Genomic DNA, 23,327 nt, shown 5'->3' with positions numbered 1-23,327 from the left:
ACCGCAAACCGTGCCCGAAAAGGTGTGCACAGCATACAATCATAATAAAAAGGAAGAGAAAATGAGAGCACTTGTACTGGCTCTGGGACTGATGCTTATTGCGCAGGTTGCAGTAGCGGCTCCTGAAGGAATGAAAGAAGCTCCTCTTACCGGTAACTACAAGAACAAAATCCAGTGTGGATATCTTGCTCTTGAGATGCGTAAAAATGAGATTGCCAAGCAATACTTCACTGAAGGTGAGAAAATATTCAAAGAGCAAAACCCGAAGGCTACAGAAATGGATTTAGCCAAGGTTTTCTCATACGAACGTGGTTTTCTACATGGATATCTTGCCGGGCAGATGAGAGGAATGTCTTCCATGGAAGATGTGAATAACGTTTTTTCTCACGCATATGACAATATGTGTAAGAACTCATCTGACAAGCCGCAGCTGAAAGAGAAAGAATAGCACTATGCCCCGCAATAGCGGGGCTTCTTTTTATTGCAAGGCACAGGACTGTTGGGAACTACGAAGATGGGAGTAATGACTAACCGTGCTCTGCAGCCAGCATGTCTTGAAATTGTTGCACGTTTTGGGTGTCTAAACCGAGGCATGTAAAAATTGCGGCTGTAAAGCTAACAGGTGCGGTTCCAGTTGCGGTTATTACTCGATCACCAGTTATCGCTACGGGACTTTGCTGAAAATGATTGGCACCGGAGTAGTCTTGCGCGTTTTGCATCAGAAATTCAAGATCATTTGAAGTGTGAGGTGTGTTGTTCAAGAGTCCTGCTCGCGCTAGAGCTAATGTACCTCCGCAGATTCCTGCAACAATACCACCACGGTTATAGTGCATAGTCAGGACGACTGTAAGATCCGGTGCTGCGTCTGTTACCCATATGGAACCTCCGATGATGACGATTACATCGGGCTGCCATGCGGTGATTTCGTAAACTTCATTTGAAACTGATGCCGTAAGACCACCTTGTGATTGAATCTCGCCAGCCTCAGGTGAAAAAAACTGTATATCTTGCCCGTAAAAGGAGCCGCCTGTTCCTGCCAGCAGGGCATATTCCCAATCTGCAAACCCTTGGGTGAGCAGAATTGCCACTTTTCCCATCTACTTCTTCCTTTTTTACAATGTGTTGTCTTCAGGTTCAGGTACATGGCATGTCCCGAGAATAGGACGTGCATGTCTTTATTCTGCTTTCTTCCAACCTTTTCCCCTATGGCGTTCAGGGATATTTCGCATCCCTTGAATGACGGGGCACGGGGCAAGCCGCTGGTTTCTGAGCAGTCTGTTGTCCAGCACAACAACAAGCCCTGTATCAGTTTCACGTCTGATGAGCCTTCCGGTACCTTGCCTGAATTTTATTGCAGTTTCATAACGATATCGTTCCCAGAAAACTCCATCTGGTAAGAACCGTTTTCTGGCATCCATAAGAGGTGAGTTGGGTGCTGGAAATGGGAGTCGGGTGATGACAACCTGCGTAAGCGTATTTCCTGGGAAATCCACGCCGTGCCAGAATGTTTCCACGCCGAATAAAACACTTTCTCTCGTTGTTCGAAATTCTTCGATGAGTGCTGTGGCAGGCTCACCCTTTCTTTGGAACAGTAACGGATAGTTACCGTCGTAGGATGTTTCAAGATTTTTCCTCAGTGCTTCTAAATCTTCGTAGCTTGCACAGAGAACAAGAGTGGCTCCGTAATTATATTCAATAAGTTTGGGCAGTACGGTGAGTGTGTAGTCGAGCCAGTGTTTTTTATGTTCGTACAGGCCGCTTGGTGCGTCAGAAGGAACCACAAGAGAGTAATCCGGAGTAAACGGTGGTGCAATTTTAGCAACGAAGCATGGCTTGGGTGAGGCTTCCTCATCTAGAAATGTAACCATGTCAGCCTTACCAAGTCCCAATGAACGCCTGTAGGGCGTGAAGCTGGACTGATGAGTCAGTGTGGCTGAGGTGAATACAATGGTATCACGTTGTTTAATGATGGTTTCGCGGATAAAGGCTCCCATGTAGACTTGCCCTCCGCAGAGTAACCAGTTGCGAGGGAAGACATGCACAGAGTTCCACGTACCGTCTTCATGCAAGCCTTTATGGATTTGGGAAAGGCTGACGCAGGCATCTTGAAGCAGGGTGCGCATGGTTCGGCAGCGGGAAATTGCTTTATATCCTAATGGGAGATCACCTGCTTTTTTACCAGCAAAAAAGGCTGAAAGTTCGTGAATGCGAACCAGATGCTTCAGGAGAATTTTCAAGTCGTTAACAGCATCACCATCCGTGAATGCGAGGTGCACAGGCGTTACAGGAACAGCGCCGTATGCTGCTGCCTGATTCATCTGCTTGAACTGCTCCCGCATAGCATCCATCTTGGTAATTGTGTATGCGATTTCACTTACGACGGCTTCCGCCTGATTTTCCACGATTTCGGTTGTCGAGGGTGCCAAAATTAGTTTGCGGCATTGCTCTCGTAGGTAACGGCAATAAAATGCAATATCAGATGTAGAAAATTCAGGGCTCAGGGTTGTGCGGACTGCGTCCTCAAAGTGGTTTGCTTCGTCAATAATACAATGTTTGAAGAGATTACTCAGTTGTGAGTCACTCTCCATGAGCACCAGCTTATTGTGGTTGGTAATGACAAGTCGTGATTGCGCTGCTTCTGCAGTGACAATATTTCCCGGGCAGCGCTTGTGTGTGCTGAAACAGCTGCTTCCTGCTGAAACTTCTTGCGCAATATTACTCAGAGTTCTGCCTTCGTCGAAATAGGCACGTATGCGGGGTGTTACGTCATCTAAATCTGCAATGCGGTAACGGTAGCAGATGTTGGCAAAATACAGCCACGAGAGTAATTCTATGCCGTCTAGGAGAGGGGAGAGAATGTCGTTGAGTTTGTGTGCGCAAACGTAATTTGATTTGCCTTTAATGAGCGAAACAGGAATATCCTGATATTGGCCGAACAGCTCGCGGCAGGCATCAAGTTCGTTTCCGTACAGTTGTTTTTGCAGGCTCTTGGTATAGGTGGCAATAGCCACGCGCTGTGTGGGATTTCGTTTGAGAAATTCCATAACTGGCAGCAAGTAGCCAAGGGTTTTCCCTGTGCCAGTACCGGCTTCAATGCACGCGACCGCGTTACTGTTGATGGCGTGAGCAATATTGGTGGCGTAGTCTACTTGCGGCTGACGTACACTGTAGCCTTTGCGTTTGTGAGAGAGCTGTTCAAATAGCTGCTGGATGTCGTCCTCAGGTAATTCCTGATAGGCTTCGTGCTCTGTGGTTGTCTTTTCTTTTTTGGGAACAGTATCCAGAAATTGTTCCCAGTCTGCCGTTTCCGGCTTGGTTACCGGCGTGATGAGAGAATTGCCGAAATAGTCTCCAAAATGTTCCAGCATGTGACAACAGAAGGTTCCAAAGAGCGTGTTGCTTGCCCGCAGATAGTAGCGCAGTGCGCTGGCAGCAGGATATGTGGTATCGTTGAGAACTGTGCCGAAGAGGTGCTTCATAAAGTCAACGCAGAGTTCGGCACCTTCCAGCGGAGAAAAGCTGATTTTTTGTCGTTCCTGTTGGTGCAGGTACTCCCATAAAGATTTTGCTGTGGCAGCTCCAGTCCACGGCATAAAATAGTCTGCAAGCAATGCAGCATCAATAATACGCTCGTTATTGCAGAGTGGTTCAAGTGAAATGATATGCCCATTGGGCACGTATCCCACGATATGATCCACACCTTCTAGAAAATCTTGTAGGTGCCCTGACACCGTAATTTCGTCAGGTGCACTTTTTAGCTTTGCTTCGCTGACTTGCGAATGGGCATATTCTCGTGCCCGCAGCTTACCGGAGCGAATATTCGATGTGAATTCGCTGATAGTTGCATCTTGAGAAATACGTAGGGCAGCAACGGAGTAAATTCGTTTTTCACCGTTGCTGAGGCTGCGTTCATGCCCGAAGATAATAGCAATATCTTCAATGGGAGTAGTAAAGGGACGAAACATACCTTTTGGCATATCAAAAGGTATTGAGGCTGTCAGTCTCGAACAGACTGCAGTTTGTCATTTGACAATAATTTGTGCTGCTTGTTCAAAAAAATACTAAAAATAACAAAAAAAAGCCAAAAATATAAAAAAAGCGGAAATCTTACTTCCATAAGATTTCCGCTAAAGGTCGTGATTGTGAAAAGATTATTTGCGGACAATAAGAGGCTTTGCCAAACTTTTAAAATGCGTTCCATGTTCATCCGGCGGGTTACGCCACTGGTGCCCGCTGCGCAGGAGTAAATCGTCAGAAGCTTGTGGTCCCCATGAGCCCGCTTCGTATGAATGGAGTGGTGCTTTATCTGGATGATCTCGCCAGAAATTGAGGATCGGATCAACAATTGTCCACGCTGCCTCAACCCCTTTGCGGGACAGGAACAGGGTGCGGTCGCCGAGCATGCAGTCCAGAAGAAGTCGTTCATAGGCATCCGGCGGAGTGATGCCGAATACTTCTTCATACTTGAAGGACAGGGATAAGCTGGCCATGCATGTTTTAGGCCCCGGTTGTTTTGTGTGGATGGTTAAGTCCACTCCTTCGTTCGGTTGAATCTTCATAACCAGAATATTGGCCGGCATTTCATGCTGGGAAGCAAAGCCGAACATGGAGTGCGGAACTCGTTTGAACGTGACCGCAACTTCGGACTCACGCATATGCAGGCGCTTGCCTGAGCGCATATAGATGGGGACTCCCTGCCAGCGCCAATTATCGATGTACAGTTTCATGCCCACAAATGTTTCAGTTGCGGAGTCTTTCGCGATGTTTGCTTCATCATGGTACCCGACTGCTTTTTCATTATGGACGGTACCTGCTGCGTATTGTCCGCGGACAATGTTGTCCTTGAGGGTGCGTTCAGACCACGGTCGGATTGCCCGTAACAGCTTTACCCGTTCAGCCTGTACAAATTCGGCTTCAAAGCGTGTGGGGGGCTCCATTGTCACAAGTGAAAGCATTTGGAGCATATGGTTCTGGAACATGTCCCGCAAACATCCTGCCGACTCATAATATCCGCCCCTGTGCTCTACACCTACTGATTCTGCTACTGTAATCTGGATGTTATCAATATACCGTTGGCTCCACAGGGGTTCGAACATAATGTTTGCAAAGCGGAGCATCAGAATAGATTGCACAGTCTCTTTACCGAGATAATGGTCTATGCGGAAAATCTGTGAGGGATCGAGCATGGAGGACAGATGCTTGTCCAACTCCAGTGCGGAGTTAAGATCGTGTCCGAACGGCTTTTCAAACACCACACGCGCCCAGGGGCTGGCATTTTCGCCTTCCGCGGTAAGGCCACATTCGGATAGACGGCTGACCACAGAAGGGTGCAGTTGAGGAGGAAGAGCAAGATAGAAGAGTTTGTTTTCTTTTTCCGAAAAATCACAGTCACAGGTGGCGGCTTTTGTTTGCAACCGCTTGTAGGCTGCTGGGTCCTTATAGTCACCGGAAACATACATACATTTGGAAAGGAATTTGGTGACAGTCTCAGGGGCATCCGGCTCATGTGCATCCACAAGTGCTTCGCGTGCCCGTTCCCGAAATGCATCATCAGTCATATCTGTTCGAGCGAATCCAAGAATGTAGAATTTTTCCGGCATCAGATTTCGGGCATAGAGATGATACAGGGCAGGAAGGAGCTTTCTGTAAACAAGGTCACCGGAGGCACCGAAGATGATAATCCCGCATCCGTCCGGTCTGCGCTCTTCACATGAGCCGGAGGTAGGAGAAAGAGTTGCTTCTACATTAGGCATCATGAGTGCACCTATCCTTTTTTCACGGCATGGCCGCCAAACTCGTTACGCAGTGCTGCCAGCACCTTGTTGGAGTACACATCTTCCTGACGGGATTCAAAGCGTTTGAACAGTGATTGTGCAAGGACAGGAGCAGATACGCCGTATTCTACGCTGTTAAGCACAGTCCAGCGGCCTTCACCGGAATCATCCACGTAGCCTCTGATTGAGGAAAGATCAGGGTCGCGCTCGTAGGCAAGAACCAGCAGTTCAAGCAGCCAGCATCGAACTACGCTGCCCTGACCCCACAGGTCTGCAATGCCGCCAAGATCGAGGTGTTCGAACGGGCCGTTGCGCATGAGATCAAACCCTTCACCAATGGCTTCCATCATGGCGTATTCAATACCGTTATGAACCATTTTCACGAAATGGCCAGCTCCGACAGGACCCACATGTTTCCAACCGCGCGGTGGTGCAAGAGAATCAAAGATTGGTTTTGCGCGGCGTACATAGCGGTCTTTACCGCCAACCATGGTGCAGTAGCCTATCTTCAGCCCCCACACTCCACCGGAAACTCCGGCATCAATGTATCCGCACCCTTTTTCGACAAACGGTTTTGCATTTTCCTGATCGTCTTTCCAGTAGGAGTTGCCTCCCTCAATGACGAGATCGTCCGGTTCCAGTGCGTCGAGAATCTCTTTAAGCGCGTGTTTGGTGACATTACCCGCAGGTAGCATGCTCCAAATAACACGAGGGCCAGTGAGTTTGTGTACGGCTTCTTCAATAGATTGCGCGCCGATGGCTCCTTCTGAAACCATTGCAGCTACCTTGTCCGGCGAGCGGTTCCAAACAACCACTTCATGTCCGTCCTTAAGGAGCCTGCGTGCCATATTCATTCCCATGCGGCCAAGGCCGATCATTGCAACTTGCATACTATTACCTCGGAAAAAGTAATTTGGTTTTGTAGGGAGGATTCCAGTTCCAAGGTACGTGAGCTACGAGTTTAGTGCAATCCGCAGTGATGATATATGCCGGTGGGAGCTGTTTGCATGGAATGCGTTATAGGTAAGAAGAGTAAGCGATCAGGAAACTCTATTTTTGATTTGTGTTTTTTTAAAGAAGCTTACGGTTCCCCCAAAGGCAAATTTCTCTTGTAGTACTATTTCGAGAATTGAGAACAATCGTTCTTTGCTTAAAAAAGAAATATTTCGCTCTATTTTTTTAGACACTTAATGCAACACATCTTTCTGACGAAGATAGCGAGATAAGGTCTGAATGATTCGGTAGCTGAATTGTCTATAATACGATTCAGCTCTCCGATATCATAGTTGATGGCAAATATCCTAAGGTCTGTATGAATCTTGTCGATAACACATGAGCAGGTGCGAGCATTTTACAGGAGCTGTAACAGCTGGAGTAATACTTAGGCGAAGTAGTTATTGCATATGATTTGCTATTACTACGTCCTTTTTGAAGCATCCAGTGTTACGTCTAGTTATGCTTACATTATGAATTGTAGTACATATTATACTACGGTGCTTTATCGTAAAACTTAATGTTTAGGAGAGAAATATGTTTCGCAATGCTCTTGTTTCAGCAGTGCTACTTTTTGTTCTGGTTTTGTCTGTCTCAACAGCACATGCACAAAAAAAGAAGAACCTTGTTTTTGGTGCTATTGCTGTAGGTAAAGTTTCGAAAGTGAAAAAATCGCTTCAGCCTCTACTCACCTATCTTGAACAGAAAACTGGTACAACAATTACCTTTGAAACAGGTAAAGATTACGCGGATACTATTGAAAAATTCCAGAACGGTTACTTTGATTTTGGATTCATTGGACCAAGCCCGTACGTACTTGCCACATCCGGTGCGGAAGGCGCAGGTGTATTTAATATCCTTGGTGGGATAGAAACCAAAGGGAAGCCATTTTTCCATGCCGCTATCATTGCCGCCAAAGATAACTCCGCCATCAATTCTCTCGAGGATCTGAAAGGTAAAAAATTTGCCTTTGGTTCACGACAGTCAACACTTTCTTTTTATGTTCCTTGCAAAATGCTCATGGATAGTGGCGTATTTGGCACATTGGAGAAATACGACTTTCTTGGCAAACACGATAAGGTTGCTAAGTATGTTGCTATGGGTGGCTATGATGCTGGTGGTATTAAAGAAGCTGTTGCTAACAAGAATCTGGATTCCATCAAAATCATCGCTAAGTCCTTACCAATTTACGACTTCCTGTTTGTAGCTCACAAGGGCATGGACGCCGCTCAGACAAAGCAATTACGTACTGCTCTGCTTGGACTGAAGGATCGTGCCATCCTCGGCTCTATCAAAAAAGGCGTTACTGCTATTACTCCAACAAAAGACAGTAATTATGACAGTCTGCGCACTGTTATGAAAAAAGTTGAAGCAGACTTTAAATAGCAACCTGTTATACACAAGCAGCAGGGCATGACCACGTTATAGACCGTCAATGGGAGTATTTTATTATGAAAAATTTGAGTATCCGCGTTAAACTCATTGGCGGATTTTCCGTTATTGCCCTGCTGCTTTTGGTTGCTGGCTGTGTCGGTTGGGTTGGGGTTTCTAATATTACCACATCATTTCGGTATATTACTGATGTGCGATTGCCGTCTGTACAAACATTGATGCAGATACAAAATACAAGCGGCCGTATTATGAGCATCCAGCGCATTCTGCTGACACCGAGGCTGGAAGCGGAGACTGTAGAAGACTTCCACAGTACTTTGGATACACTGGAAAACCGTTTTAATACGCTGTGGACTCAGTACGATGCTCAGGAGCACTCCGGCAGAGAAAAGAAACTGTGGCAGTTGCTACAAGAAAACAGAAGGCAGCGTGATGCAATCAATAGTCAGTTTATGGCTCTTTCACGGCAGCTGCTGGCTACTGATATTCTGGCGCCTGTCCGGTTTAAACGAGATTTGGAGATGCTGCGTAGCGAGTACTACAAGCTTATTGGTGATGTAGGAAATATGCTCCAGTCTGAGATAGAGTTTAAAGGCGGTGATGACTATGCGAACAGTAAACTGGGAACATGGATAGCCAGCCACAGTACAAAAAACACCGCAATCCAGAAAATTTTGGATGATATGGAATCACCGCTGAAGGCATTTTATTCCGCGATTGCTGAGGCTAAACAAGCTATTCGTCGTGGCGATGCCGACGCTGCTTCGTTTCTTTATGAAGTAAAAATTATTAAAGCCTCTACAGCACTACGAAAACAGTTAGACCTACTTATAGCAGAAGCTGACAAGGCCGAAGCTCTCTACCAGAACATGGCAACGCTTATTATGGTGGATGATAAAGAGTTGAGTGCAAAGTCGTCGCAGATTATTGCCGAAATGCTGGCACTGAATTCTCAATCCGTGGCTAGTCAAACCGAAGATGCAGTTGAATATGCACAAGTTTTGAACTCTGTATCACTATACGGTACCGGCGGTGGTTTCTTGTTGGCCTTGCTTATAGGCATAACCCTTACCAGAAATATTACCAGTCCGTTATTTAAGGGAATAGAGTTTGCCCACTCCGTTGCAGGGGGGGATCTTTCCGCAACTCTGGACATACGGCAGAAGGACGAATCCGGTGTGTTGGCAGATTCTCTGCGCACGATGGTAACAACATTGAAGGGGAAAATTCAGGAATCGGAAGAGCGCAGTGCTGAGGCAAAAGAGGAAACTCTCAAAGCTGAACATGCATTGGTGGAAGCCGAGCAGGCTCGCTCAGAGACAGAGGATGCCTTGTATCAAGGCAAGGTGCAGGCGGCAGAAGTGATACAGGAAATTGTACAGCATATTTCCAGCAGTACAGAACAGTTCTCCGAGCAAATCGACAGTATCCGTCACGGTGCTACACTACAGCGTGACCGCAGCGCGCATGTGGCACAGTACGTACAGGATGCTCACAGTATGATTCAGACTGTGGCGGAAAATGCTCAGCATGTTTCTGACCAGAGTATCGCCGCAGGGGAACAGGTACAGAAAAGTACAGAGCAAGTAATGGAAACAGTTTCCTCCATTACTGTACAGCAGCATAAAATTTTAGAACTAAGTGACTCAATGAGGACTCTTGAGGAACGTACAGGCAATATTACCTCGGTACTTTCAATAGTGCTCGATATTGCAGACCAGATTAACCTGCTTGCGTTGAATGCTGCCATTGAAGCAGCCCGCGCTGGCGAGGCTGGAAAAGGATTTTCTGTAGTAGCGGACGAAGTACGTAAGCTGGCAGCTAAAACCCTTACCGCCACTCAAAGTGTGCAGGATACCATTGAAGGCATTCAGCAGCATGTACTTAGTAATGTGCAGGCCACCAGACAAGTGGCGGAAGGAATGACTGCAAGCTCGCGTCTGGCAGAACATTCCGGCCAGCGCATGGAAGAAATTCTCAAGCTGGTGGAAGAAAACACACATCAGGTACAGAATATTGCCCTGCTCAGTAAAGAACAGGCCGCCGGTTCCGAAACTATCCGGCAGGCCATGGATGAGGTTCACAGCATTGCTGTCAGTACCTCGGACGGCGTTTCTATCTGCGCTTCATCCATTTCCGGCCTTGTGGGAAATGCAGGCGAACTGAAGAATTTGGTCAAATCAATGCAGCAAAGATAATTAAAAAGGGTAAATGCACTCTACAAGCATGTACCCTTTCAAACTGTTCCAAACCTCAGATTCGAAATGAAGCTGGGGTGTTTTTATATATAAAATATCTTAAACTGGCATCTGACCCTATAACAAAAAAAGTTTAATCTAACTTTCTGATCTTAAATCAAAAATGTTGTTTTCAAGTTAAGTGATAAGGCCATGCTGTTCATTGCGAGACTCAAAAATGGCAGGGTAAAACCAGCCATTGCTCGAATGCTGCTGTCTTCGATTGTAGTACGTCTCGATGTAGTTAACTAGCTTCGTTCGCTTCCATTCCCCCAAACAAACTATCTATAGACAAAAAAAGTCTCAGGGCATCTGAGACTTTTTGCTATCAATCGATGAGCTATATAGACAACCTCTTAAGCTTTGGCTGCCCCTTGAGCTGCTTTCATCTTTTGTGCCATAGCGGACTGCAGTTGCCCATTAAGAAGAGTCAACTCTTCTGTCTTTGCACTCAGCATGCTTTGTTTTGCTTTCTCGTGCATATTAGACCCCTTAAGGCTCTGAATTTCTTGCTCTACGACTTTAATTTTCTTTTTCAATGTCTCTATCAGCTTATCAAGCGCGCTCTTATTGCCACCTGACTCGCTAGCTCTTTCTTTTTTGACCTGTTTCGCGTCTTTTTTCGCAGTTTTTCCCGCTTGTTCGTCACTTTCTTCTAGTGAAGTAATTTTCTTAGCTAACGCACGCCCTTTTTCAGAAATGGTAACCGCATCCCCTTTCAACTCATTTTCTACCGAAGAAGCGTTTTCTGAAAATTTGTTTTCAAGTTCTTTTTTAAGAAGTTTTTCCGAAGCAACTCCTAACCGGTTATTGCCTATAGAATCTAATGATAAGGACATGGTGTCTCCGATATGAATAATGTTTATGATTTTCTTTATATAATCTTCGGATGTTCAAAATAAATCTTTACATAAAATTAGCTAGTTAAACTTTCAAACAAAATGATCCTGAAAGTTTTTTGAGAAAAAAATACGTCAGAATAGATTGTTAAGACATAGCGCAGTTAGGTAGTAACTATTAAGGAATTAAGAGTTATTGAAAGGTAAAGAAGACGGACTCTCAGTAGTGAAAGATAGTTGCAAATCTTCTCATGTTAAATTCATCAGCTATATATGGTTAAGGAAGTTTCAAAAAAATCTGTGTAAAATGGTTGACGATGGCAACTAATGTGCTTACTTTTCATTCCACAGCGAAATGGAGCAGCAACATGAAGAACATACAGGCATCATCTACATTGGTTGAAAGTATATTGGAAATAGCATGGCACTTTAGTTCCAAAGGGATTAACGGCGCGTGCTGTGACAATTTGTCTTTGTCGGAGTTTCAGGCTCTTAAGACTACTGCCATGACGCCTGACTGTTCTGTGCAGGAAATAGGTAAGCTGCTTGGGTTTACCAAGAGCGGAGCAACACGAATAGTGACTCGGCTGGAAAAGCAGGATCTGGTGACAAAGCATCGTTCTGCTGCTGATGGCAGAGTTTGCTGTGTCTCGCCGACTGAAGCTGGGTATGCGCTGTTGCAGACCGCAATGGAATGTACAAGTGATAGACTTGAAAAGGCGTTGGCCAATATAGATGCATCAGACCGTGAAAATGTAGCGAATGCATTGAATGTACTGGCAAACGCTGTGTCGTTAGCAGGTAAATAAAAGGGGTATCCCCTTTTTTTGAAATAATAGTTGACGATGTCAACCTTAGGAGGAAGCCATGAATAACCTACAAAAGACCTTAGAATATTTTGCATTTATTAGTGTTGAACTGACTATTTTGTTTTTGGGAATCAGTACTGCTGTTGCTTTGGCGCTCATGTACATCCCGCAGGAACGGCTGAAGGGTTGGATTTCCCGTAAAGGAATATGGGGGAATATCTTAGGGGCACTGGTCGGTGGACTTACTCCGTTTTGTGCGTGTTCCACCATTCCTATGACATTGGGCTTACTTAATGCCGGAACCCCGTTCGGGCCTGTTATGTCATTTGTCATTGCATCCCCGATTCTGAACCCGATCATTTTAAGCATGATCGCTACGTTAATGGGGGCAAAGGCTGCACTCATTTATGGTGTCGTGACCTTTGCGGCTTCTATTCTCTTCGGTTTGTTGCTGGATATGTTTGGTTTCGGAAATTACGTGCGCAACGTACGCCTTCAGCAGAGTTGTTGCGCAGGGAACGAAGAAGCTGTGCCTGCAACATTCTGGGGCAAAAGCAAAGCAGCATTCAGTTCTGCGCTTGGTGATTTCAGACGCGTATTTGTCTACCTCTTTATCGGTGTAGCCATTGGTGCCGGTATTTACGGGTACATGCCGCAGGAACTCATTGTTGACTGGGCAGGGCCGACTAATCCGTTTGCAATCCCTGTTGCAGCGCTCGTGGGTATCCCATTGTACATCCGTGCGGAAACAGCAATTCCTATCGGTCTTGCACTTGCCGGAAAAGGTATGGGACTCGGGGCAGTAATTGCTTTGATTATCGGCGGTGCCGGTATGGCTATTCCTGAAATGAGTATGCTGGCGTCTATTTTCAAAAAACGTCTGGTGGCTGCAATTGTTGTTGTCATTTTCTCAACAGCTGTTGTTTCAGGGATCACCTTCACTATGATGATGTAACAACCATATGATGTAATAAAAGGAGATTGTTATGGATAAAACAGAGAAAAAAAGCCTGTGGGCACGGTTAACTGGTGCTGGTTCTGACTGTGGATGCTGTTGCGGAAGCGTCATTGAAGAAGTGCCGGAAACAAATGAGCAGGAAGCTGAAGCAGAACAGCAGGAAACAAAAGAAGAAACTCAGCAGGACAAGTAGCGGCTGCAGATTGTGGCAATTCTCATACTACCAAATACGAACAGGAACTTGTTATGGATACAATTTTGAGTGAAATGGATTTTGAGGCTCTTGCCTGCGGTGAGTTTACTACATCTCCGGAAGCTGTTCAGCGTGTAATCGGTAATGGCAACGTCTTACTGCTGGATGTTCGAACCAGACAGGAAGCTGACATGTGCAGTTACCCGTTTGCGAAGAACATTCCGCTGGAAGAGTTGCCGGATCGTGTGGATGAGCTGTCCAGAGATGCAATGATCATCACGATTGCTTCATCCTCGTTTGAATCTACTGTTGGATTTTCCTTCTTACGGCAGGCTGGATTTGAAATGGTAAAGACAATGGTTGGCGGGTCTGAGCAACTGGCAACACTCCTGAAGCCTGCTCCTTTGTATGCCGCAAAGAAAAATGCCTGATCGACTGTCACCAACTTGCGCTACTAATCTACTTGTACGGAGATACCTATGAATTTCAATATCAGCCCGCTGAAAGAATTAAGTTTTGAAAACCTGGCTAAAGGAACACACTGCGTTACCCAGACTGAGTTTCACAGTCTGCTTGCTTCAGATGATGCGATCTTTTTAGATGTGCGGACAGACGAAGAACAAGAGTATTCAGTGTACCCTTGGGCAAAACATATTCCGCTACACGCACTTCCTGAAAGAATTGGCGAATTGCCTGACCACAAATTGATAATTCCGTTTTGCTCCTCTGTTTTCAGAGCCTCCATGGTATGGTTCTACTTGAAGTCAAAAGGCTTCACACAAGTGCGGACGCTTACCTTAAGTACTGAACAGATCGCTACGTTGATTAAGCCTACGCCTCTCTTCAACCAGAGGTAGCAGGTATGCTTCTCATTGCGGCTGTAGCAACGTTATTTTTGAGCTTTTTGTTTGCTCTTGGTGGTGTGGGTTCTGCCGCAGTTCTTGTGCCAGTGCTGCATAGTCTGGGAATGGCACTGAGCGTTGCCCGTCCTTTGGGGTTGTTGATAAATACCCTTACGCTTTCCAGTGCTTCCTTTGTTAACATCAGAAGTGGAAAGATCCGTGTCAGAGAATGGTTGCCGCTTCTCGGTGCATCACTGTGCAGTGCACCGGCAGGGGCATATGCCTCCACTGTGGTGCCAGAGGGTGTGTTGTTATACTTCTTTGCAGTATTTCTGACTCTCGCGGGACTGGTGATGCTTATAGGCATAAAGAAGACCGGTACAAAGGAAGCAATGGGAACTGGTACGCAACTCTTTTGGGGAGGTGTGTCCGGTTTCATATCAGGCTTGCTTGGTATCGGTAGCGGTGGGATCGTTGTGCCGATTCTGGGGCTGATGAACTTTGCTCCAAAACGTATTGCAGCCATAACATCGTTGATTGTGCCGGTGGCCTCCTTTTCCGGTTTTATGGCATATCTACAAATGGGCGATGTCTCGCTCTTTCTGGCTGTTGTTTGCGGTGGGCTTGCGGTTATCGGTGGATACGCCGGAACCAGCATTATGCACAGGTTCCTTTCGCAAAACAGTATCCGAACGTTTCTTGCGTGTACGATGCTGTTGATGGCTTGTAAAATAGTATACGACATGCTTTGAAAACATAGCAGATCCCTTTTCGGTGACGGAGAGGGATCTGCTTTTGTATTGCAGGCTGCGTATGAAAAGCTGGTGCCTATGTAAGTTCAATGCGGGGCAATTTGTCAGCAAAATCACTTCCTGCTATGCTTCGGCAATGCGAATAGTAGTTCTGTCAGATATCCATGCGAATTATGAAGCACTTGTCAGTGTCCTGAGCGATATTGAAAGGGAATTCCCTGATGTATCCGAGATTATTTCTCTCGGGGATATTGTCGGGTACGGGCCTGACCCTGAATTATGCGTCAAAACAGTTCAGGAACATGGAATAATTTCTGTTGCCGGAAATCATGAACTCGGTGTGGGGCGAAGTAAGTACCGCTCCTGTTTTAACAAGCAATCCATTGAGGTTGTAGATAAAACAGCATTGATGCTCTCTGAAGAATCTTTGAACTACCTTCGTTCACTTCCCCTTGTTATTCAGCGGCATGGTGCACTGTTTGTGCACGGCTTACCGCCGCGTTCTGCTTTTCAATATATTTGGGAGCTGGATGACGAGCGGGTTCTCCTCAAATTTTCCCGTTTTACCGAGCAGGTTGCGTTCCTTGGTCATACCCATGAGCTGGGGCTGGTACGGGCAGCTGATGGGCATGTGGAGCGGTCTGGCCTGCCGGAAGGGACACACAATCTCGATTTTTCCAGCCGATATATGGTGAATGCAGGGGCAGTGGGGCAGCCGCGTGATGGTGACCCGCGAGCCAAGTATCTTGCGTGGGATACAGATTCACATGAGCTAGTTGTGCGCTGTGTTCGCTACGATGCTGCTGAGACTGTCGCAAAAATGAAGGCACGCGGTCTGCCGGAACGCTACGCAAGACGTTTGCTGCCATAGTTACAGGAAGAGACATGAAAATTGGACGCTATACTGTGTGCGGCCTGTTGGGCAGAGGCGGCATGGGCGCTGTGTTTAAAGCACGCCAGCCGGTAACAGGACGCATTGTGGCACTTAAGGTGCTCAAGCCTTCAGACATGATGGAAATGCTGGTTGAGCAGGATGAACTTATTGCGCGCTTTGAATCGGAAGCACGAATAATGGGAAAACTTGATCATCCTAATATCGCAGCCATATGGGACTATGATATAGCAGACGGCACGCCGTTTTTCATTATGGAATATTTTTGCCGTAATCTTGGAATGGTTATCGGTGAAAGCTACCGTGTGGAAGCACCTACACGGAAACTTCCGCTTACCACGGCTGTTTCCTATGCTTCACAAACTCTGGATGCATTGTATCGGATGCATCAGGCAGGGATTGTACACAGAGACGTAAAGCCGTTTAACCTGATGATTACAGGGTTGGATGAGATTAAACTCATCGATTTCGGGTTGTCTCGTTTGCGCGGAGAAGTGCAGCCCACTTCTGCTGCAAAAGGGGAGCGGATCGGCTCTCCATACTATGCGGCACCTGAGCAGGAAGCAGCGCCGGACAGTGTTGACGGCAGAGCAGATATTTTTTCTGTAGGAGTGATGCTATACCGGATGCTTACCGGAGTGTTGCCTACGGACGAAGCTCTGTATACAAACAATGTTGTTCCGCGAGCCAGCCAGTACTCCCTTGATCTTGATAGTGAGTGGGATACTTTTTTTGATACGGCAATGGCATTTGACCCTGAAAAACGTTTTTCCACGGCTAAAGAAATGCGCACAGCCCTTAATGCGCTGGTGGAAATATGGCGGGAGAGGGTTGATAATGAATGCCGGTTTATTGACGAATTTGCGGAAACACCACCATGCCCGACGGATGCTTCGGTACTGAGAACCGAGCCAGTGAAAGCACGGCTTGATGAAGCACAGAGAATTTTTGGTCTGGATTCGCTATGGCGCCCCGACTGTGTGGGCATGGCAGATCTGGTTGAAAATGGAGATGGAACTGTAACGGATGCTGCGACCGGTAAAATGTGGCAGCAGTCCGGCAGTGAGTTTGCCTGCACATGGGACGAGGCGCATGCGTATGTAGCGTCGTTGAATGAGCAAAAATTTGCAGGCTATGATAATTGGCGATTGCCGACAGTAGATGAATTATCGTCTCTGGTTCAGGAACCACCTGAGCTGGGAGCGTTTTGCATACCTCAGCTTCTGGATAGTGCGCAAGATACACTCTGGACGTGCGATACAAAGTCGTATATGGCGGCATGGTTTGTGAGTGCATCAATGGGCTTTGTCGGCTGGCAGGATATGACATGCCAGTTTGCCGTCAGAGCGGTGCGGGGGTAGACGCACTTTCCTATAGATAAAATAAGGAGACCTAACATGGGTCAGGAAATACAAAAAGAATGTACCCGCTGTGGTACATGCTGTGCCAAGGGCGGTCCTGCTCTGCACAAAGCAGATTTGGAACTGTTCGAAAAAGGGGTTTTTCAGCGTAAAGACCTTATGACATTCCGTCGCGGAGAGCTGGTACGTAACAACGTAACCGGTCAGCTTGAGCCGTTGCAGCAGGAAATCGTCAAGATTACCCGTCGTAATGCAAGTACCTGGACATGCTGCTTCTTTAACGTAGTAGATCGTCTTTGCTTTATTTATAATGACCGTCCGGCAGAATGTAGAACGCTGGACTGTTGGAATCCCGATGCACTTCAGGAGATGTACGAAGAAAACCGTATCACCCGTCTGGACGTGCTCGGCGATAATAACGGCTATGCAGAGCTTGTACGCATGCATGAAGAAAAATGCGGCTATGAGTATCTCGGAACTATTTTTGAGCGCATGAAAGAAGATCCTTCTGCTAAAGAAGAGTTTCTTGAAGCTGTGCGTTTTGATATGGCTTTCCGCAAAGTTGTTATGGAAAAAGCCGGCGTGCCTGCAACAGAAATGGAATTTCTTTTCGGTCGCACCCTTGGTGAAACAGTGCATATGTTCGGCCTGCGCGTTGTTGAAACTGAACACGGCCCTGAACTTGAGAATCTTACCGAGAAAAAAGCTAGCTAGCTCCTGCTAGGAGGACAGTATGTACATTGTTACTGGTGGCGCCGGAATGATCGGCAGCGCTATGATCTGGAAGCTCAACGAAATGGGCATTACAGATATTATTGTGGTGGATAACCTTGCTTCTACCGAAAAATGGAAGAACCTTGTTAACCGTACTTACGAAGAATATGTCCATCGCGATACATTTCTCGAAATGGTAATGCATGACCAGCTTCCTTGGGAAGTTGACGCAATTATCCACATGGGTGCCTGTTCTTCCACCACCGAGAAAGATGCAGACTTCCTCATGGAAAACAATCTGCAGTACACTAAAGCAATGTGCGAACTGGCGCTTATGAACGATGCGCGTTTTATCAACGCAAGTTCTGCAGCGACGTACGGTGACGGTCAGTTCGGTTTTGAGGATTCTCTCGAAACCATGCATAAGCTGAAGCCGTTGAACATGTACGGATACTCTAAACAGCTTTTTGATCTCTGGGCAGAGCGTACCGGACGTCTTGATAAAATTGCGTCCCTTAAATTTTTCAATGTGTACGGCCCTAACGAGTACCATAAAGGCAACATGATGAGTGTTGTGTGCAAAGCGTTTTCTCAGATTGGTGAGACTAAAGAGATGAAGCTCTTTAAGTCCTACCATCCGGATTACCCGCACGGTGGACAAAAACGTGACTTTGTATACGTAAAAGACTGCGTGGATGCTATGTGGTGGCTCCTTGAGAACCCGCAGGCAAACGGTATTTTTAACTTCGGTACCGGCACAGCACGCACATGGAACGACCTTGCGAACTCTGTATTTGCTGCAATGGATATTGAGCCGAACATCAGCTACATTGAGATGCCGGAAATCCTGCGTGGTAAGTACCAGTACTTTACTGAAGCACCAATGAAACGCCTTCAGGATGCAGGATGTCCTGTAAAATTCCGTTCTCTTGAAGAGGGTGCAAAAGATTACGTGCAGAACTACCTTGCACAGGAAGACCCGTACCTGTAAGCAACAGGCTTCCTGTTTGGGAGTAAAAACTGCCCGTTGCAGAAGAAATCATAAAGGGTGAAGACCAATGGTCTTCACCCTTTTTTGTTGTGCTGTTGCTGGAGCATTATGAAAAGGCAGGTGTGTACTGCCATCAAAAAGCATCGCGCCTGAATTGCAGACACGTTGTTTGTTGCTGATTTTTTTTGGCAACGAAGTGGTGTTTGCGAATATCTGTCGCTTATTCTTTGATTGTTTCTCCGCCACAACGTACCAGACACATGTGAACAGGCTCACGCAGGATGATACCCTGTTCTACCATTTCGCAGAGATCTTTTGAAAATACATCGAGTTTGTCTTTCTCATCTACGATTCTGATGACTATCGGCAAGTCGGAGTTACGACCAAGCGGACGGTCACGGTGTATGCGTTTTCCGGCACCAAACCCCATAATGCCTCGTGTTACTGTTGCGCCGCCGATTCCATTTTCTTGAGCGGCGTTAACAATAGCGCGATATAATGGTTCGCCGTTGTGTGTTCTATCTTCGTCAACAATACATGTAAGTCGTTCAACTTTTGTGCATTCCTTCATTACTGCCTCCGTCGGAGCTGACCTGAGCGTTACGGTGTCCTGAAATTGTGTGCGTATTCTTTGCTGGTCAAAATATATTGAATACCATCACACAATAGCGTTTCCGTGGTGTTGTATCTGCTATTTTAAACAGAGTAACAGGCAGTTAAGAGTAGAGAAGAGGCTGGAGAGATGTGATTTGATTAACGAGTTCGGCTAACATTCTGTAAAGTAAAAGCTAATTTTGTGATGCGTATAGCATGTTGCTTGATGATTATTTTTGGGGGGTCAATGGTAGGCAAACAAAAAGGCCAGTATGAAACAGACTGGCCTTACGTTATCGGGAGTGGAGTTACCCTTTGCGTTTAAACATCTTTTCCAGATCATCAATGGTGAACTGCAATACAGCAGGGCGGCCGTGCGGGCAGTACGTTCTGTCCGGTGTTTTCAACCATTGGGCAATGAGACCGGCAGCCTCGTCCGAGGTCAGTTTCTGTCCGGCTTTGATGGCGCTTTTGCAGGACATCATGGCCCACAACTCTTCCATTGAGCTCACCTGACCAGAGAGTATCTCGCGCAGAAAATCTTTTGCCTCTGCTGTGTCCAGTGCAGTAGGAATACCCTTTACGCGAACGGCTGCTTCGCCAGCAGTATCCAGCGAGAAGCCGATGGTTTCGAGGTCGCCCCACATTTCTTGCAGTCTGCTTGCTTCTGAAGGATGAAGAGCAAGGTTGATGGGAAGGGCGAGGAGTTGTGAGTGGCCTTGGGAAGCATCACGTTTGATTCGCTCAAATAAAATTCGTTCGTGCACAGCATGTTGATCCAGCAGGACAAGCTTCTGATCCCGCTGGCGGATGATGAGATAGGTGTCTGCCAGCTGACCGAGGTAGGTGAGGTCCCCTACAGTGACTTGCTGCTGGTCATGCGATGGACTGAACGCAGGCTCCTGTGCTGCGTATTCAACATCGGTTTCCGGCTCATCGTGTGCAGCATGGGAAGGTCTGATGGACAGATCGCCTTGCTCAGGTGTGTAGGGCGCAGGTTCTTCAAGCTCCATCACAGGTGCATATGGTGCATTGCTTTTGGATGGTGACGGAGTGAAATCAATGGCAACATTACTATCGTCCATAGCCGCATGGTCTGTTTCAGCCAGATAGGAAGAAGCGAGTACAGCAGAGTCCGTTGAAGCAGAGTCTGCTTCTGCATGGACTGTTGTAGCGTCGGTCGGCACGACTTCGGTTTCGTATCCGGTTGCTGTTGTGTTTGCTCTGCTGCCAATAACGCTGCTGTCGTCTGCTGCGCCCCAGAATCCTGCCGGTTTGGGCGGCGGAGTATCAAGGTTCATGGTTGCCTGCGTTGCCGCAGGTTGCGGTTTGGCAGGTTTTGCAGAAAACGGATCAGTTCCGGCTTCTACCTGTTCCAATACGGTCAGGTCATCCAGAGCACGTTCCACACCTTTGCGGATAGCGAGGTAGACGTTGTTTTCATCCTGAAAACGCACTTCGTTTTTGGCAGGGTGCACGTTGGCGTCCACAAGTGTTGGTTCCATATCAAGGAACAGGGCGATTTGCGGATATTCTTTGCTTAACAGTCTGCCTTTGTATCCATCTCTGACGGCGCGCATGATGAGCCTGTCATTTACAGAGCGATCATTTACCCAAAAAAGCATGCGGTCAGCGCGGGGCTGCGCTTTTTGCGGGTGCCCTGTAAGCCCGCGTACGGTGTAGCCGTCGCGTGAGTAATCAAGGGAAAGAAGTTCTTCTGTAATGGCTGGTGGCCATAAGATAGCCAGTCTGTCGCGCAAGGTCTGGTTTTTCGGGAACCGCCAGACTTCACGACCATTGTTGGTGAACGTAAAGCCCACATCCGGTCGGGCAAGTGCAAGACGCGACAGCATTTCCTGACAGCGTTTGGTTTCTGTATTTTTTGTTTTTAAAAATTTAAGACGTGCCGGGATATTGGCGAAAAGGTCTCTGATTTCAACCACAGTTCCCTGATGGAGCGCCGCAGGTCCCTGACTGACAATGTTGCCATGTTCAACTTTAATGAAAAAGGCGTCAGACGGAGTATTGGGTACTTCCGGCGCAGGGGCTGAAGTAATGGTGAATGTAGAGACAGAGGCAATAGAAGGAAGTGCTTCTCCACGGAAGCCATAGCTTCCGATACTCATCAGTTCCTTCAGGTTGCTTACTTTGCTTGTTGCATGACGGGTGACTGCCATTTCCAGTTCGTCCTGCGGAATACCGTGCCCGTTATCCCGTACCGAAATAAGTGTCTGTCCGCCTTCTTCTATGGTGATGTCTACATGGGTAGCACCTGCGTCAATGCTGTTTTCCACAAGTTCTTTCACGACGGAAGCAGGGCGTTCAACAACCTCGCCTGCTGCAATCTGGTTGCGCAGGTCGGACGGCAGTACTTTAATATGGCGTCTGGTATTGCTATTATGAGTCATACAAAATCCATTTAACAGGACGGTTAGATTTCAGAACTGGCAGTTCAATAATTCATGTACTGAATTAGTTATGGTTTGGCAATTTTCAAGCTGGAAAATAATTTTTCATAGTGGGACAGATAATCAAAGAAGCGTATTGAAAATTGTAAGATCGCAATGAAATCATCCTGTATATGTAATTGTAAAAGCGGTTTACAATATTGCCCTGTACAGTTAGTTGAGTAATAGAATATTATGAAAGAATGGATTGAACTGAATTGAAGTGCATTTTGTTGTAATTAAGAGGCGTGGTTGCAGCAATGTGTAAAAAAAGGGACTCTTATTTGAGTCCCTTTTTTTGTTAATGACCAAGATCTGCATCCATGAATTTAACAAGTTCAAACAGTTTTTTTTGCTGGGTCGAGATGATGTGGAACAAAGAGTTCTGTGGAACAAGGATGTAGGGAACATCCTCCTGCCTTCTGAAAAGAAAGTGAGAGAGGATCATTCTGTTGATAGCCTGATGTCCCACAATAAGGACGCGCTCCGCGTTACCGGAAAGGAAGAGTGCTTTTTTTAACCCTCTGTCCACGCGTTCTTTAAGCGTTACATATCCTTCCCCTTCAGGGTAAATATAGCCGTATTTATCGTATGAACGGTCACGAGCAATTTCCGGATATTTTTCTTTAATCTCCGAATACATCATGTCTTCACATACACCGGCGTTGATTTCATCAAATTCGGGAAGCGGAATAACCGTGCAGTTTTCCATCTGATCGACAACATACTGTGCTGTTTGTTTTGACCTGCGCTTCTTGCTGGTGAACACATAGTTGATGTCGTAGTTTTTTAAATATTCACCAAGACAGCTTGCTTGCCGATGCCCGAGTTCGGTTAATGACGAGTCGCCCCCGATTCTGTCCATTACGTTGTATTCAGTCTGTCCGTGGCGGGCGAGATACAGGTTACGTACCCAGTCTGATACGAGGATGTCTCTGATGTTCGCATAGAATGGAACACCGCTCGGTACGTTTTCGTTCAAAATCAGGTTATGGAGCGAGTCCACAACGACCCACATTTTTTCATCCAGCAACGGAGAGTAAATATGCTCGTAGTATTTGATGCGCTCTTTAAAGCTCATGCAGGCGTCTTTTTCTGAGAGCTTGGAAAATTCGGGAAGTTTGGTTTTGCGCAGGATAGATGCATCAACCAGTTCTTCATCATTATTGACGCATTCAATCCAGAGGATAGGGTAGATTGCCATGCGTTCAATGGTGAGCCTGCGGTGTCTGCTGACGTTGGTAGCGTCAAGGATAGCGACATTACCGCCATTTTGCAGGAACTCTGTGGCGCGGTTCATATTGGTTACAGCAATCCCCTCGCGGGCGGCTCGGCCTGCCTGATTTGTCGGACAATAGAATTCCGGCTCGGAAGATTTCACTCCGAGTTGTTCACGGCGGATATCACCGTTATTGAAAATGGCTGTACGGATTCCTTCTTTGGAAAGGCCATCCAAAATTTTGGCGGCAACAGTAGTTTTTCCGCGAGCAGGTAGACCTACCATACCAATGTAAAGCTTATGCATTCTTCCTCCGGCAT

21 protein-coding genes are annotated in these 23,327 nt (G+C 46.7%); 13 read left to right on the top strand and 8 right to left on the bottom strand.

Annotated features, from left to right (window positions below):
* Positions 1–61: 61 nt before the first annotated feature.
* The gene (locus SP90_RS05475) at positions 62–448 is read left to right on the top strand and encodes a hypothetical protein (RefSeq protein ID WP_157471194.1); all 387 of its coding nucleotides are present in this window, start codon (positions 62–64) and stop codon (positions 446–448) included.
* Positions 449–527: 79 nt separating this feature from the next.
* Here the strand turns inward: SP90_RS05475 and SP90_RS05470 are convergent, their stop codons facing one another.
* From SP90_RS05470 to gnd, 4 genes are all read right to left on the bottom strand, one after another.
* Complete coding sequence (locus SP90_RS05470; protein ID WP_066853406.1) at positions 528–1,097, bottom strand: DJ-1/PfpI family protein; 570 nt, start codon at positions 1,095–1,097, stop codon at positions 528–530.
* A gap of 78 nt (positions 1,098–1,175) precedes the next feature.
* Entirely contained in the window at positions 1,176–3,965 is a 2,790-nt protein-coding gene (locus SP90_RS05465) for an ATP-dependent DNA helicase (protein ID WP_197498764.1), read from the bottom strand.
* Positions 3,966–4,151: 186 nt separating this feature from the next.
* Positions 4,152–5,756 carry a glucose-6-phosphate dehydrogenase gene (gene zwf / locus SP90_RS05460; RefSeq protein WP_231895533.1) on the bottom strand — a complete coding sequence of 535 codons (1,605 nt, stop codon included), beginning with the start codon at positions 5,754–5,756 and terminating at the stop codon, positions 4,152–4,154.
* A gap of 8 nt (positions 5,757–5,764) precedes the next feature.
* Positions 5,765–6,664, bottom strand: coding sequence for a phosphogluconate dehydrogenase (NAD(+)-dependent, decarboxylating) (gnd, locus tag SP90_RS05455; RefSeq protein WP_066853402.1), 900 nt, complete (start codon positions 6,662–6,664; stop codon positions 5,765–5,767).
* A 640-nt stretch (positions 6,665–7,304) separates the two neighbouring features.
* On the opposite strand from gnd, the gene phnD reads away from it, so the two are divergent.
* Positions 7,305–8,153 (top strand): phosphate/phosphite/phosphonate ABC transporter substrate-binding protein, encoded by an 849-nt coding sequence (phnD, locus tag SP90_RS05450; protein WP_066853400.1) that lies wholly within the window; start codon positions 7,305–7,307, stop codon positions 8,151–8,153.
* Positions 8,154–8,218: 65 nt separating this feature from the next.
* On the top strand, positions 8,219–10,357 hold the full coding sequence (locus tag SP90_RS05445; protein WP_066853398.1) for a methyl-accepting chemotaxis protein: 2,139 nt from the start codon (positions 8,219–8,221) through the stop codon (positions 10,355–10,357).
* Between the two features lie 395 nt (positions 10,358–10,752).
* Here SP90_RS05445 and SP90_RS05440 read toward each other — a convergent pair whose 3' ends face one another.
* On the bottom strand, positions 10,753–11,235 hold the full coding sequence (locus SP90_RS05440; RefSeq protein ID WP_066853397.1) for a hypothetical protein: 483 nt from the start codon (positions 11,233–11,235) through the stop codon (positions 10,753–10,755).
* A 368-nt stretch (positions 11,236–11,603) separates the two neighbouring features.
* Here SP90_RS05440 and SP90_RS05435 point away from each other — a divergent pair, with 368 nt between their 5' ends.
* From SP90_RS05435 to rfaD, 10 genes are all read left to right on the top strand, one after another.
* Positions 11,604–12,044, top strand: a complete 441-nt coding sequence (locus tag SP90_RS05435) for a MarR family winged helix-turn-helix transcriptional regulator (protein WP_066853528.1) — start codon at positions 11,604–11,606, stop codon at positions 12,042–12,044.
* Between the two features lie 58 nt (positions 12,045–12,102).
* Positions 12,103–12,999, top strand: a complete 897-nt coding sequence (locus SP90_RS05430; RefSeq protein WP_066853394.1) for a permease — start codon at positions 12,103–12,105, stop codon at positions 12,997–12,999.
* Between the two features lie 31 nt (positions 13,000–13,030).
* Entirely contained in the window at positions 13,031–13,195 is a 165-nt protein-coding gene (locus SP90_RS16695; protein ID WP_197498763.1) for a hypothetical protein, read from the top strand.
* Between the two features lie 53 nt (positions 13,196–13,248).
* A complete protein-coding gene (locus SP90_RS05425; RefSeq protein ID WP_066853392.1) occupies positions 13,249–13,626 on the top strand; it encodes a rhodanese-like domain-containing protein in 378 nt (125 codons plus the stop codon).
* A 48-nt stretch (positions 13,627–13,674) separates the two neighbouring features.
* On the top strand, positions 13,675–14,052 hold the full coding sequence (locus SP90_RS05420; protein WP_066853390.1) for a rhodanese-like domain-containing protein: 378 nt from the start codon (positions 13,675–13,677) through the stop codon (positions 14,050–14,052).
* 5 nt (positions 14,053–14,057) lie between these two features.
* Positions 14,058–14,789, top strand: a complete 732-nt coding sequence (locus SP90_RS05415) for a sulfite exporter TauE/SafE family protein (RefSeq protein WP_066853388.1) — start codon at positions 14,058–14,060, stop codon at positions 14,787–14,789.
* A gap of 61 nt (positions 14,790–14,850) precedes the next feature.
* Entirely contained in the window at positions 14,851–15,660 is an 810-nt protein-coding gene (locus tag SP90_RS05410) for a metallophosphoesterase family protein (RefSeq protein ID WP_082936310.1), read from the top strand.
* A 14-nt stretch (positions 15,661–15,674) separates the two neighbouring features.
* Complete coding sequence (locus SP90_RS05405; RefSeq protein WP_066853386.1) at positions 15,675–17,042, top strand: protein kinase domain-containing protein; 1,368 nt, start codon at positions 15,675–15,677, stop codon at positions 17,040–17,042.
* 36 nt (positions 17,043–17,078) lie between these two features.
* Complete coding sequence (locus SP90_RS05400) at positions 17,079–17,756, top strand: YkgJ family cysteine cluster protein (protein ID WP_066853384.1); 678 nt, start codon at positions 17,079–17,081, stop codon at positions 17,754–17,756.
* 19 nt (positions 17,757–17,775) lie between these two features.
* Entirely contained in the window at positions 17,776–18,747 is a 972-nt protein-coding gene (rfaD, locus tag SP90_RS05395) for an ADP-glyceromanno-heptose 6-epimerase (protein WP_066853382.1), read from the top strand.
* Positions 18,748–18,967: 220 nt separating this feature from the next.
* Here rfaD and SP90_RS05390 read toward each other — a convergent pair whose 3' ends face one another.
* The 3 genes from SP90_RS05390 to SP90_RS05380 all read right to left on the bottom strand — a co-directional run bounded on the left by SP90_RS05390 (position 18,968) and on the right by SP90_RS05380 (position 23,313).
* Positions 18,968–19,318: a DUF190 domain-containing protein gene (locus SP90_RS05390; RefSeq protein ID WP_066853381.1), complete on the bottom strand. Its 351-nt coding sequence runs from the start codon at positions 19,316–19,318 to the stop codon at positions 18,968–18,970.
* Positions 19,319–19,649: 331 nt separating this feature from the next.
* Positions 19,650–21,749 carry a DNA mismatch repair endonuclease MutL gene (gene mutL, locus SP90_RS05385; protein WP_066853379.1) on the bottom strand — a complete coding sequence of 700 codons (2,100 nt, stop codon included), beginning with the start codon at positions 21,747–21,749 and terminating at the stop codon, positions 19,650–19,652.
* Positions 21,750–22,089: 340 nt separating this feature from the next.
* Positions 22,090–23,313, bottom strand: a complete 1,224-nt coding sequence (locus SP90_RS05380; protein WP_066853377.1) for a bifunctional nucleoside/nucleotide kinase/histidine phosphatase family protein — start codon at positions 23,311–23,313, stop codon at positions 22,090–22,092.
* Positions 23,314–23,327 lie beyond the last annotated feature (14 nt).

This window comes from Halodesulfovibrio spirochaetisodalis (assembly GCF_001672295.1).
GTDB lineage: Bacteria > Desulfobacterota > Desulfovibrionia > Desulfovibrionales > Desulfovibrionaceae > Halodesulfovibrio > Halodesulfovibrio spirochaetisodalis.
Note: the sequence above shows the minus strand (reverse complement) of the source record. Positions and strands in the feature narration are given on the sequence as shown.